Source organism: Massilia sp. S19_KUP03_FR1 (genome assembly GCF_036688685.1).
Lineage (GTDB): Bacteria > Pseudomonadota > Gammaproteobacteria > Burkholderiales > Burkholderiaceae_D > JALYUM01.
Genome location: NZ_JAQQPS010000007.1, coordinates 157,009 through 169,552, shown reverse-complemented (window position 1 = coordinate 169,552; position 12,544 = coordinate 157,009). Strand labels below are relative to the sequence as shown.

The window sequence follows — 12,544 nt, the reverse complement described above, 5'->3', positions numbered from 1 at the left end:
TACGATCAACTAAACATTTAGTTGAAAGGGCGCCATGGAGATTATCTTTACCGATCGGGAAGCCGATGTCATGCAAGTCTTGTGGGACCGCGGCGCTTGCCTGGTCGCCGAGGTGCAGGCGCATTTGACCGACCAGCTGGCCTATACCACCGTGCTCACGGTCCTGCGCACCCTGGAAACCAAGCAGTACGTCGGCCATGAAGCGGCCGGACGCGGGCATCGCTATCACGCGCTGATCGAACCGCAGCAAGCCCGCAAAAGCGCGCTGCGTCACCTGACCGACAAGCTGTTCAAGGGATCGTCCGACTTGTTGATGACGCACCTCGTCACTGACCAGAAATTGACGGCGGAGCAGGCCGAGCGGCTGCGCGCTTTGCTGGCCGCGCACGACAAGGGCGAGCAGCCATGAGCGCGCAGTGGATGGTGTACGCCGTTGCAGTGGGCATGGTCGTCACGCTTGCGGCACTGTTGGCCGAGCAGGGCACGCGGCTGGCGCGCCGTGCGGGGCGCTGGATCTGGGCGCTGGCGATGGTGGCGAGCGTCGTCCTGCCGTTGCTCACGACCGGCGCCGGTGACCCGCCGGCGCTGCTCGAGCGCGGCGCCGGGCCGGCCCGCGCGGCGCTGCTTCCCACGCTGGCGCTGTCCGGTTTTCCTGCCACGCCAGCGCTGGTCGCGCGTGCCTGGCTACCAGAGCGGACCGCGCCGGCGGGCGGCGTGCAGGTCGACATCGACAAGGTGGCGCGACGGGTCGCGCTGCTCGGTTCGCTGCTGGCGGCTGCACTGCTGCTTGCAAGCAGCCTGGCGTTGCGCCGGCGCCAACGCTGCTGGCGCCGGGGCATGATCGCCGGCACGCCGGTGCTGGTCAGCGTTGACGCCGGCCCCGCAGTGATCGGCTTGTTGCGTGCGCAGATCGTCGTGCCAGGCTGGCTGTTGCACGCGGACCCCCGCCAACAGACCCTGGTCCTGGCCCACGAACAAGCGCATATCGATGCGGGCGATCAGCGCCTGCTGGCGCTGGTCGCGCTGCTGCTGGTGGCCATGCCGTGGAACCTGGCGCTGTGGTACCAGTTGCGCCGGCTGCGCCTGTCCATCGAAGTCGATTGCGATGCGCGCGTGCTGGCCCGGGGTCACCGGCTGGCGGACTACGGCGCCGCGCTGATCGATGTCGGCAGCCATGCGGCGCGTACCCCTACGCCGCGCCTGGCAGTGATCACCCCGGCGCTGACCGAATCGGCCGGTTTTCTCGAACAACGCCTGCGCCTGATGACGCGTCGGCCGGCGCGCTGGCACCGCGTGCTCGCGCCTGTCCTGTTGTTGGCGGCGCTCGACATCGGCGTGGTCGCCGCCCGCATCGCGCCGCCGCAGGGCGCCAGCGCAGCGCAGGTCGCCAAGGTAGCGCTGCCGTCGCGGCAAGCACTGGCAGGCTATTACCAGCTCGATGCGCACCGCATCGGCATCGTCACAGTTGCCGCCGACGGCCTGGAACTAGCGATCAACGCCGAGTCGCGCTGGCGCCTGCTGCCGGAAGCCGAAGACCGCTATTTCGTGCCTGCCACCGGCCTGCGCGCGCGCTTCGACCGCACTGCCGGTACCTTGACGCTCAGTGGTCTCGGCGTCGCTACGCAGCCGGCGTCGCGGGTGGACGCAACGGCGGTCGAACGCGCCGATGCCTGGGTGGCAGCGCGCGTGGCCAGCCAGCAGCCGCTGCCCGCAGGCGAAGCCATCGTGCGTCGCAATATCGGCGCACGCACCGTCGGCGAGCTGCATGCCGCGGATTTTACGCCGGGATTTCTGCGCCAGGCGGTCGTGTCGATGGCGCAGCAGCGTGCCTTCAACGAGGCCAACGGCCGGGTGCTAGCGGTGACGTTTGACGGCGTCAATCGCGCGGGCTGGGACTGCTACCAGGTGCGCTACGCAACCCGCACGGTGAGGTGGGCGATCTGGCTCGATACGGACGGCAAGCTGGCGGCCGCGACGCCGGTTGCCGCATTACGCTAGCCTGCACGCGCGCGCGTGAGTTCGGGTGAATTGCTGACGAGTCATCGGCATGGCCGCGGGCTCCTGTTCGTCATTTGCGCGCCTTCCATGTTGGCCTGCATCGTCGGCGACGGTGCAGTAGAACGCTGCCATGGCGTGTCACCGCCCGGCTCGGGCGGTTCATTGGCGCAGGCCGGCACGGACGCCGGCAGCGATGCGGCCAGGGCAAAGAGCTGGGCGCGCAAGGGCTCCCTGGCGACGTTGGCGTCGATCCACAGTTCGTAGCTGCGCCTGCCTTCGACCCAGGAAAGGTGTGAAACCGCCTGTCCCGGCTTGACTTCCATCACGTTCAACCTGGCGCGCAAGCCGTTGATCCGCTCGGGCTCTTCTTTGGGATGGCGGTAGATGCGCACGCCGTCGGCGGACATGTCGTGTTCGGACAGCGTCAATCGATGCCCGTCAGGCATTTGAAAGCCGCGATACAGGCGCGCCGGTACATCCGTGATCGATTCGACGCTGCCGCCGAGGCTCCTGAACGCGGCGAACGGCGTGTGCGTCAGGTCAACCGGGGTAAACGCCAGTTTCCGGATCGCCCGGTCGAGCGAGCCGAACGCGATATCGTAACGGCGCACATCGCTTTTGCAGACGCGCCTGAAGCCATTCTTGATGGCTTCAGCCTTGGCCGCCGGGGTGGCGCGGGTTGGGTCGCTGGCGCATTGATACTCCGTGTAGGCATTCCAGGCCAGCACGATGCCAGCCACGATGGCGACGACACTGACGCCAGCACGCATGCTTCTTTTCAGAGGCGAGAGTGGCGCTAACGGCATGCTGGACAGCATACGCCGCCCGGCCGCCCGGCATCCCCACGCTATCGCCAACGGCACCAGGGCCGCCATGGCAATCATTTGCAGAACGCCAATGATCGGTGCGTGCATCCAGATGACCAAGCCGAATGCGTACACAAGCGCCGCGAGCAGAACGAGAATATTGAGAAGATGCCCAAGCGACAGTAGCAAGATGCCGACACCATTTTTCACGCTTGATTCCCTCATTTTTTCTTGCAACACGCCGCATCCGCCCGAAGCGGACCTATGCCGTACTTGCCTTTCGTTTTATTGATCAGATTGAGGTGCCTGCACAGCCACGACTAGCAGGATCAGCGGCCCCCCCCTGAAATATCTCCATACTCATACTGCCCAGAAGAGCAGCTATGTCATCGTCATTACGTCCGCCTCGCTCATAGTAATTCTCCAAAAAACGGAACATTGCCTTGTAGGCCAATACGGTATCCAATTTTTCCATTGCGGAACTTCCTTTCCTTGCGGCTTGATGTCCGCTTCTGGGCGAATCAGGCCGGTCGGATCTGCGTACCAGCATGCCAGCGTGAAAATTCAGCGGCCGCCACGACATGCCGGAAACGAGCCAAAGCAGACGTTCGCCCATCAATAGTGATCGGCGATTCTGTCTACCGCCGAAACCTTGCACCCATTAGGGCAAAATATTGTCAGCGTTTCCGAGTGCTGGTTCACCGAACCCCATTCGCGCGTCATTTTCCAGTTCGGTAGTTCATCGGTATCTTCGCTACCGGGACTGACAGCAAACGACCAATGTCCTGAGTAAAATGCGTGGAGCAGAAGAGCAGGTTCACCCTGAGAATTTTGAATTTCTAACGTGGCTACATATCCTTGCTGTGCCAACTTTGGATGACTACTCGTGTTGAACTCGACCGTCTCTCCTCCAATCCCCGTGCAACAGATCATCCGGTCGCTTGCGCCCCAGAATACTGCAGCAGCAGTGCCATCCAACGGTTCTACATTTTTGCTTTTCTTAAAAAACACGTCATTCCTCTCAAACGCGTTTACCGCGCTATATCGCTTTATTGGACTTCCCCTTCGACACGCCACGCCAATCGCCAGACGCGCCGCTTTCAAGGCCCACAAATGGATAAAAGCCTTGATTGCATCCATCATATGCGCAAGGCCGAGGATAGCGATCAGTCGTTTGAGGCAATAGGCGAGGACATGCAGGCTCATCTCCGTCTTCACGCGCTCCAAACCGTTGCTCGGGAAATGCGTCGCCCCATCCAGGCTTTGATGGTGCAGTCGGCCTTGTCGAATCGCCCGTCAGCGTTGTGGTGCCAATTGCGATGCGTGCTTTCCTGGCCATTGCGGATAATTGATCACGGTCGCTGCCGCTGTTGGTCACCTCATTCCCGATGACCAAATGGTGCTTTGCATCGACGGCGGTTTGCACGTTGTAGCCGACGATGCCGCTGCCGCGTGGCGTCATGGATCGGGCATCGGGATCGGTCAGCGAAATCTGCGTTTCGCCAGTCTCTATAAGCTTCGCTTGAATTTCCTTGAGCGCGGCCATCTGAAATTTCAGGGCCGCAATGTTCTCTTTCAGCGGCACGCGTTTCGGTTTTGCGGCGCAGGATCCTGCCGGTGGTGCCGCATGCGCCAGCGCATTCGTGCCGCTAGCGCGCCATGCTGGCAAAGGCGCCGTGCTGGCTTGATATTGCCTGCGTCTCGCGCAGCGGCCCCTGAATGCCGAAGCATGCGCGCAGCAGGGGAACCCGGCGCACGAGCGCGAAGATGCCGAAGCTCGCGGCGAAGGTCAGCACCACCAGCACGATGCCTTCGATAACAGGGGGCATGCCCACCACTTTCAGACTGTGCGCGAACACCACGATCAGCGTCTGGTGCACGATGTACAGGGGGAATACGGCCTGTGTCAGGTAGCGCCGCGCGGGGCTGTCGAATTGCAGGTGGCGATGGCCAAAGCCGCAGATGGCCACGATGGCGCCCCACTGGCACAGGGCGTAGACGACGCGCTGGGCGTTGCGCCATGCATCGATCGATCCGGGCAAAACATTCTCGGGCAGCGCGACATACATCACCACCACGGCCCAGCAGGTAAGTGCCAGCCCCAGTGCAGTGAAGCGCTGCGCGTCGAACGCGCGCCACACGGCGGGCTGGCCGGCGAGCAGGGCGCCGATCACGAACAGCGTGAAATAGTTGGCGTGGTTGTACCAGTCGTTGACCAGGTCATGTGTGGCGGGAAAATGGCTCAGCAACAGGATGCGGGCCAGCGCCAGAACCACCAGCGGCAGCACCAGTACGCGCCAGCCGGTGAGGCTGCGTCCCAACAGCGCCGACAGGCGTGCCAGTGGTCGGCCCGGCAGGCAGGCCAGCGCCGCATAGGCCACCGTGTATGACCACAGGTAAGGCACAAACCACAGGTGGTTCCAGGTCGGCATGCGCAGGCAGTCGTCGAGGCGGCAGAACCCGTGGTAGCCGGTCAGGTACAGGCGCATGAACGCGAGATAGCTGCCTTGGTAGGCGACTTTTTCCACGACTTCCAGGTAGGCCTGCGGCGGCACGACCACGAACATCCCGAACAGCAGCGGCACCAACAGGCGCGCGCTGCGGCGTCGCAGGAAGGCCGCGACGCGCATTTTTTCGAAGAGTGTGGCCGTCGCCACGCCGGACACCATGAACAACAATCCCAGGCGCCATGGGGAGGACAGCATCATGAACGGCTCGATGGCCGTGCTGGCATGCGGGCTTTTGACGTGCCAGTCCCAGCTCACGTAATACATGCCCACGTGATAGAGGATCAGGAAAAAGAAGGCGAGAATGCGGATCCAGTCGAGAAAATACTGGCGCTGCGGCGGCGCTGAGGTGTTGTGCATGGCGATGTGCGGGTCGGATTAAAAGGGTGACGCCAGATTAAGACGCGGATTGGGTCGCGTCACGCGCAATGGGGCGAAACGGAGCCCGCTGGGGCGAGGCGGATACGTGCCGCTTAACGCAGAAGCGCGATGAGGCCAGCGTGATATTGGCGGCTCATGGGCGCCCGCACGCCGCCGCGCAGCAGCACCGCGCCATCGCCCTTGGCATCCGCGTGGAAGCCTTCGATCCCGCTGAGGCGCACGGCGGCGCGCCGGTGGCTGCGCTGGAACGCGGGACCGAGGCGATTGAGCAGACCGGCCAGGGTCTGACGCAGCATCGGCGATCCCTGCGCCGTGTGCAGCACCACATAGTTGTCGGCCGTCTCGAGCCATTCGATGTCGTCCACCTTGACCAGCCGGGTCACGCCGCGCTGGTTCACGAGCACGTGCTGAAGGTGGTGTTTGGGAGGTGCTGCTGCCAGCCGCGCGCGGACACGCTGCAGCGCCCGTTGCAGCCGCGCCTGGTCATAGGGTTTGAGCAGGTAGTCGATGGCATTCGCATCGAATGCGCGCACGGCATGTTCATCATACGCAGTCACGAATACCAGCAGCGGCTGCGGTACTGGCAGGCACGCGGCGACGTCGAAACCGTTCATCTCGGGCATCTGGATATCCAGGAACACCGCATCCGGCGCGCATTGCGCCATCCTTGCCAGGGCTTCGACACCGTCGCAGGCTTCGTCGATGGCCTCGATATCGCTTTCGAATGCCAACAGGCGGCGCAGCTTGTCGCGTGCGGGCCGCTCGTCGTCGACAATCAGTACGCGCATGGCAGCCTCATTTCGGCGCGCACGCCGGCGGGTGTCAGCTGGGTCAATCTCAGCGCGGCCGCGTCGCCATGCAGCATGGCGAGCCGGCGGCGCAGGTTGGACAGGCCCAGGCCGGCATCTCCTTCAGCTTGCAGCTGGCCGGCGTCGTCATCGATATGGAATACGGCGACGTCGCCGTCGCGCTGCGCAGAGATGGTGATGGTGGTGTGCTCGCGGCGCCGTTCCACCGTATGCTTGAATACATTTTCCAGCAAAGGCTGCAGGCTCATGACCGGCACCGGGCATGGCAGTAGACGGTCATCGATGTGCCAGCGCAGCGACACCCGGTCGATGAAGCGTTCTTCCATCAGGTGCGCGTAGGCGCGCACAAGCCGCAGCTCGGTGGCGAACGTTGTTACGTCCTGCTCACCGACGTCGAGACTGGTGCGGAGCAGCTCGGCGAGGCGCATCAGCGCAGCGTCGGCGCGGGCGACGTCTTCGTGCATCAGCGACGAAATGGTATTGAGGGCGTTGAATAGAAAGTGCGGCTGCATTTGCGCGGTCATTTGCTGCAGGCGCGCCTGGCGCAGCAGGGCGACGCCTTGCGCGGCCCGGGCGCTTTCCGCCAGCATGGCCTGGTACGTGAAAATCCCGAACAGCACCACGTTGAAGAGAAAGAAGTAGCCGAGCAGCTTGATGTCTTCGTAGAGGTAGGTTTCACCCCATGGCGCATGGGGATAAGTGTCGTGCATCAGCGTGTAGACAGCGTGGCGCAGCCCGAATGCGATCGGCACGAAGCAGATCCAGTACATCGGCAGCCACATGACCTGGCGCCCGAACCAGCGCCAGGGCGACGCCAGGTCGCGGCGCGGATCGCCGCTGCAGCGCCACTGCACCCACATCAGACAGCTCGCCGCGATGCCCGACGAGGTCTGCCACAGGACCGGCTTCCAGTGCTCGGTGCCACCGTTGCGCGCATTGTCCTGGACTGCCGTGATGATCAGCAGCAGCCAGAACAGCAGCCAGGCGGCGAGCAGGACGACGCGCAGGCGTTGGCGGCTCATGCTGGCAGCGGCGCAGGGCTTGCCATTGGCATTCCCGCATGTGAGTTGCAAATGTGCGAAGTGGTCTGACGGGCTGCTGAGCCTGAATGTGCTGCGCTTTCGGCATGCGACAAATGATCTGCAAATAAGTCGAAGTCTTCAACACGATATTCCCGAAGCATAAGCCGATCTGTGTGAAAGCGGGGAACGGAAATCGTGAGGGCGTGACTCATGGGAAGTGCGTCCTTCGATCGTTAAATGGCGTCACGGTCCGCTGCTGGCCCAGCATAGCAGATGGCCGAGTTAAAAATCCAGCGGCCTCGGCTACAGCGCGGCAACGACCCGAAGCGGACTTTGCATGACAAAAAATTGCATCCCGAATCAAGCCGACGCATGTCATGCGGCGGCACTGCGCAAGCGTCATTCCAGTCTTGAGTCATGGTCGCAAGCGTATTTCGGGTGCGGGGCTGGAGCAAGGAACGTATCGATGGCCGATGCAATCCTCACTTTTAATGGTTCACTGCCGGCATCTTGCATATCGTTGTGGCGCGCGCCTTCGATGTGGACCACGCATGTACCGTAGCGGCGTCGTTCTTCCGCATTCGGCAGGACGTCGGGGTCAGCAGTGGTATCGCTGGCACGAATTGTCAGGACGTGAATATGGGCTGCGCGCGGCAACGCGACGCGCCGGCTGTCGAGGCTGATCAGACCGGCAACGCGCTGCGGGTTGTCAGCGGCAAACTGCGCCGAACTGTCGCCACCAAGTGAGTGCCCGACCAGGAGCAAGTGTCGCCAATCGAACTGAGGATAGCGTACTGCGGTCTGGTCGATGACGGTGGAGATCGATCTCGACGCTGCCCGAGCCATTGTGTGTACTTGCGGCGACACTGCGGCATTCCGGTCCAATATGGCGCCGCCAGAACTGTCCTGGAGCGCGACAACCAGGTAACCCATCTCGTTAAGACGGTGGGTGACGAATGAATAGTCCGATCCAGAAAGTCCGTATCCCGGACTCAGGATCGCGACCGGGCATGGTTTCGCCTGAGTACACGCCTGAAGGTTGAGCGGCGCGTGAATCGCTACTGGGGTGGCGGCCACGCAAAGAGGCATGGTAAATAGCAAGGGTAGCAGGGCGAACAGGCGAAGCATGGGATCCTTTCTTGGTCGTCCCGCGTCAGGGAGAAGTGCTCATTTCGAGCGCTGTACCTTGGTAATCAATGCGTCCAGAACCTGCATGGTCTCCTGGAACAACTGGCGCTGATCTCGGGTGTGTGTCGTCTCGCTGACCTGGCCTGGCGAGGTCACATACTTGCCGTCGACCACGACGGTCGGCGTGGAATTCACCTTGTATCCGTTGCTGACCACGCCGGGCAGTCGGTTCAGCAAGGTCTTCACGCCGAACGAGTTCCAGGTGTCCGTGAAGGCTGCCTGGTCGATGCCGGGCAACTTGTGGGCAACATCGAGGATCTCCTGTTCGGTCAGCGTTTCTGAGCGCTTGCGCCTGACGATTTCGCCCACCGCGTCCAGTACTGCGGCTTGGTAGACTTCACTCTTGCCCATGGCTTGCAGCGTCAGGAACAGATGCGATTCGGGATCGCTGGCACCCTGGTATGGAATGTGGATGCGCTTGAAGATGATATTGTCGCCCTGCTTTTTCACCCACTGCGCCAGGGTAGGCTCAAGCGCGTGGCAAAACGGGCAGTGGTACATGAAGAACTCGATGACTTCGACCTTTCGGCCGGCAGTCTGGCTCGGCTGCGCTACCGACAGCACTGTGTACTCGGCACCCTCCCTGGGATCGGTCGGCGCTGCAGATGCGGTCGTTAGTACAAGGCTGGCGGCGAGAATGGCGAAACGCAGAAACAGCATAAGACCCCTGGTTGGAAATGATTTGGCGAAACAACGCGACGTCATGACGTCAACTGGCCCCCCGCCTGGTGGCCGATAGTGTACGGCGTTGTTGCTTTAAGGACAAGTCGCGTGTGCCGCAACGCTCGCTACAGTGGGCAATTGAACGGGCCGCAGGGAGAAGCGCTGCGACAATGCCGTCTCTTGAGTCATGCGAAGCGGGGTGCGGCGATGGCCGATTTTGCGAAAAAAGTGCCGTATCCAGTCGGGCAGGTGCGGCATTACCTGGAACCCGGGCCAGTGGTGCTGGTGTCCTCCCAGGCGCATGGGCGCAGCAACATCATGAGCATGGGTTGGCATACCATCCTGGCGTTCAGTCCGTCGCTGATCGGCTGCGTCATCGCATCCGCTAACCACAGCCACCGGATGATTCGTGACAGCGGCGAATGCGTCATCAACCTGCCGACCACAGAGCTGGTCGATCAAGTGGCGAAAATCGGCAATGTGTCCGGCGCCGACATCGACAAGTTCGCCGCATTCGGCTTGACCAGGCTGCCGGCCAACAAGGTGCAGGCGCCGTTGATTGCCGAGTGTTACGCCAACTTCGAGTGCCGCCTTTACGACGACGCAATGATCGACAAATACGACTACTTCATCTTTGAAGTGGTCGATGCGCAGGTGGCAACCCGGCCGGCGCATCCGGAAACGCTGCACTACACGGGCGATGGCGTCTTCATGGTGTCCGGCAAAACCATCAGCCGGCGCGCCTTGTTCACCAAGGTGTCGTAGCGAGCGCATCGAGGCGGCTGCCGGCATGCACGGCGCCTTGTCGGTACTGTGATGCGCCGCGCGGCGCCGATGGCGCACAAAAAGCGACAAAAAGTATCGAGACTCGCACTCTCAGTATCGAAAAGTTCACACTCCAGTGATACATTGCAGGGGTGGCGTCAGCGTGCGCCGCACATAAAAAAACACATAATATCTGGAGACAACACCATGAAACGTATCGCCGTCAGCGCCTTGTGCGTTGTGCTTGGCTGCGCCAGCAATGCCGTCCTGGCCGCCACCGACCTCGTCATCGCCACCGTCAACAACGGCCACATGATCGAGATGCAAAAGCTGGGAAAATTCTTCGAGCAGGCCAATCCCGACATCAAGCTGAAATGGGTCACGCTGGAGGAGGGCGTGCTGCGCCAGCGCATGACCACCGACATTGCGACCAAGGGCGGCCAGTTCGACCTGATGACGATTGGTATCTATGAAGCCCCGATCTGGGCCAAGCGCGGCTGGCTGCTGCCGATCAAGCCAGACGCCGCCTACGACGTCGACGACTTGCTCCCAACCATCCGCGAAGGCCTGTCGCAGAACGGCCAGCTGTACGCGGCCCCGTTCTACGGCGAGAGCTCGATGATCATGTACCGCAGCGACCTGGTGCAGAAAGCCGGCATGACGCTGGCCGACCGTCCCACCTGGAACCACCTGCGTGACGTGGCCGCGAAGATCCATGATCCTGCCAACGGTGTGTACGGCATCTGCCTGCGCGGCAAACCGGGCTGGGGCGACAACATGGCGCTCATCACCACCATGGCCAACTCCTACGGCGGCCAGCTGTTCGACATGAAATGGCAGCCCCAGTTCACCAGCAAGCCGTGGAAGGACGCGGTCACCATGTACGTCGACCTGATGAAAAAATACGGGCCGCCTGGTTCCTCGTCGAACAGTTTCAACGAAGTGCTGGCCATGTTCAACGAAGGCAAATGCGGGATCTGGATCGACGCCACCATCGCCGCGTCCTTCATCACCGACCCGAAACAGAGCAAGGTGGCCGACAAGGTGGCCTTCGCCCAGTCGCCGGTCGGCACCACCGAGCGGGGCGCCAACTGGCTGTGGGCCTGGTCGCTGGCCATTCCGAAAAGCTCGAAGCATGCCGACGCCGCCCAGAAATTCATCAACTGGTCCACCTCGAAGGCATACATCGAGCTGGTCGGCAAGGAGGCTGGCTGGGCCAACGTCCCGACCGGCACCCGCAAGTCGACTTACGCCAATGCGCAATTCGTGAAGGCGGCCAAATTTGCGGCGGCCGAAAGCGCGGCGCTGGCCACCGCCAACTTGAAGCAGAACACCTTGCCGCAGTCGCCGTACATCGGGGTGCAGTACGCGTCGATTCCCGAATTCCAGACGATCGGCATCGCTGCCGGGCAGCAGATGACCGCGGCATTGCTGGGCAAGGTGACGGTGGACCAGGCACTCGCCCAGGCCCAGCAGGCGGCCGACCGCGAGATGCGCAAGGCTGGCTACTACAAATAGCCGGGGAGCCGCCATGAACCGCGCCATCAACCGCGCCATGCCCCGCATGCTGCTGAGCCCTGCGGTGCTGTCGATCGCCGTGATCTCCGTCGTCCCGCTGCTGATCACGCTGTACTACGCCTTCGTCAAATTCAGCCTGATGGACCCGGGTGACCACCCGTTTCACGGGCCGGCGAATTTTCACTTCTTCTTCACCGACGGCGCGTTTCTGCCGGCGCTGCAGAATACCTTCGTGCTGATGTTTTCAGTGATGCTGATCACGGTGGTGTGCGGCGCGGCCCTGGCCTTGCTGATCAACGACGCCTTTCCCGGGCGCACCGTGGTGCGGGTGCTGCTGGTCTCGCCCTTCCTGGTGATGCCGGCCGTGAACGCGCTGATGTGGAAGAACATGCTGCTCAACCCGATCTACGGCATGTTCGCCCAGGTCAGCCGGTGGCTGGGCCTGACCCCGGTCGACTGGCTCTCGCAGTTCCCGCTGTTCTCGATCATCATGATGGTGTCCTGGCAGTGGCTGCCGTTCGCCTGCCTGATCTTCATGACGGCGCTGCAGTCGATGGACCAGGAGCAGCTCGAGGCGGCCGGCATGGATGGCGCGAATTACCTGCAAAAGCTGCGCTACCTGTACATCCCGCACCTGTGGCGTGCGGTGGCCGTGGTCCTGATGATCGAAATGATTTTCCTGTTGTCGATCTTCGCCGAGATCTTCACCACCACCGGCGGCGGGCCGGGCTTCGAGACGACCACCATCACGTTCATGATTTACCAGCAGGCGCTGCAGGCTTACGACATCGGCGCGGCCTCGGCCGGGGCGCTGTTTGCCGTACTGATCGCCAATATCGCCGCATTCTTCCTGATGCGCTTCATCGGCAAGAATCTCGTGAAATAGG

The 12,544-nt window shown here is 62.3% G+C and carries 12 protein-coding genes and 1 pseudogene; 5 read left to right on the top strand and 8 right to left on the bottom strand.

What is annotated here, in order from left to right:
• The first annotated feature begins 34 nt into the window (after positions 1-34).
• Together V6M87_RS09990 and V6M87_RS09985 are read left to right on the top strand one after the other, a co-directional pair.
• Positions 35-409 (top strand): BlaI/MecI/CopY family transcriptional regulator, encoded by a 375-nt coding sequence (locus V6M87_RS09990; RefSeq protein WP_332876464.1) that lies wholly within the window; start codon positions 35-37, stop codon positions 407-409.
• Complete coding sequence (locus tag V6M87_RS09985; RefSeq protein WP_332876463.1) at positions 406-1,998, top strand: M56 family metallopeptidase; 1,593 nt, start codon at positions 406-408, stop codon at positions 1,996-1,998. The genes V6M87_RS09990 and V6M87_RS09985 overlap by 4 nt, the downstream gene beginning before the upstream one ends.
• Before the next feature lie 41 nt (positions 1,999-2,039).
• On the opposite strand, the gene V6M87_RS09980 is transcribed toward V6M87_RS09985, so the two are convergent.
• The 8 genes and pseudogenes from V6M87_RS09980 to V6M87_RS09945 form a co-directional block, all read right to left on the bottom strand.
• Positions 2,040-2,768, bottom strand: a complete 729-nt coding sequence (locus tag V6M87_RS09980; RefSeq protein WP_332876462.1) for a hypothetical protein — start codon at positions 2,766-2,768, stop codon at positions 2,040-2,042.
• A gap of 651 nt (positions 2,769-3,419) precedes the next feature.
• The gene (locus V6M87_RS09975; RefSeq protein ID WP_332876461.1) at positions 3,420-3,815 is read right to left on the bottom strand and encodes a hypothetical protein; all 396 of its coding nucleotides are present in this window, start codon (positions 3,813-3,815) and stop codon (positions 3,420-3,422) included.
• Positions 3,816-4,098: 283 nt separating this feature from the next.
• Positions 4,099-4,404, bottom strand: a pseudogene (locus V6M87_RS09970) (IS5/IS1182 family transposase); the annotation flags it as partial.
• 49 nt (positions 4,405-4,453) lie between these two features.
• Positions 4,454-5,671 carry an acyltransferase family protein gene (locus V6M87_RS09965; protein WP_332876460.1) on the bottom strand — a complete coding sequence of 406 codons (1,218 nt, stop codon included), beginning with the start codon at positions 5,669-5,671 and terminating at the stop codon, positions 4,454-4,456.
• 113 nt (positions 5,672-5,784) lie between these two features.
• Positions 5,785-6,480 carry a LytR/AlgR family response regulator transcription factor gene (locus tag V6M87_RS09960; protein WP_332876459.1) on the bottom strand — a complete coding sequence of 232 codons (696 nt, stop codon included), beginning with the start codon at positions 6,478-6,480 and terminating at the stop codon, positions 5,785-5,787.
• Positions 6,468-7,523 carry a sensor histidine kinase gene (locus tag V6M87_RS09955; protein WP_332876458.1) on the bottom strand — a complete coding sequence of 352 codons (1,056 nt, stop codon included), beginning with the start codon at positions 7,521-7,523 and terminating at the stop codon, positions 6,468-6,470. Before V6M87_RS09955 ends, V6M87_RS09960 begins: the two co-directional genes overlap by 13 nt.
• A 399-nt stretch (positions 7,524-7,922) precedes the next feature.
• On the bottom strand, positions 7,923-8,651 hold the full coding sequence (locus tag V6M87_RS09950; protein WP_332876457.1) for an alpha/beta hydrolase: 729 nt from the start codon (positions 8,649-8,651) through the stop codon (positions 7,923-7,925).
• Between the two features lie 39 nt (positions 8,652-8,690).
• Positions 8,691-9,371, bottom strand: a complete 681-nt coding sequence (locus tag V6M87_RS09945; RefSeq protein ID WP_332876456.1) for a thiol:disulfide interchange protein DsbA/DsbL — start codon at positions 9,369-9,371, stop codon at positions 8,691-8,693.
• A 210-nt stretch (positions 9,372-9,581) separates the two neighbouring features.
• On the opposite strand from V6M87_RS09945, the gene V6M87_RS09940 reads away from it, so the two are divergent.
• The 3 genes from V6M87_RS09940 to V6M87_RS09930 all read left to right on the top strand — a co-directional run bounded on the left by V6M87_RS09940 (position 9,582) and on the right by V6M87_RS09930 (position 12,543).
• Positions 9,582-10,139, top strand: a complete 558-nt coding sequence (locus V6M87_RS09940; protein ID WP_332876455.1) for a flavin reductase family protein — start codon at positions 9,582-9,584, stop codon at positions 10,137-10,139.
• 207 nt (positions 10,140-10,346) lie between these two features.
• Positions 10,347-11,657, top strand: coding sequence for an ABC transporter substrate-binding protein (locus V6M87_RS09935; protein ID WP_442920567.1), 1,311 nt, complete (start codon positions 10,347-10,349; stop codon positions 11,655-11,657).
• A 13-nt stretch (positions 11,658-11,670) separates the two neighbouring features.
• The gene (locus V6M87_RS09930; protein ID WP_332876454.1) at positions 11,671-12,543 is read left to right on the top strand and encodes a carbohydrate ABC transporter permease; all 873 of its coding nucleotides are present in this window, start codon (positions 11,671-11,673) and stop codon (positions 12,541-12,543) included.
• Position 12,544: the final 1 nt, after the last annotated feature.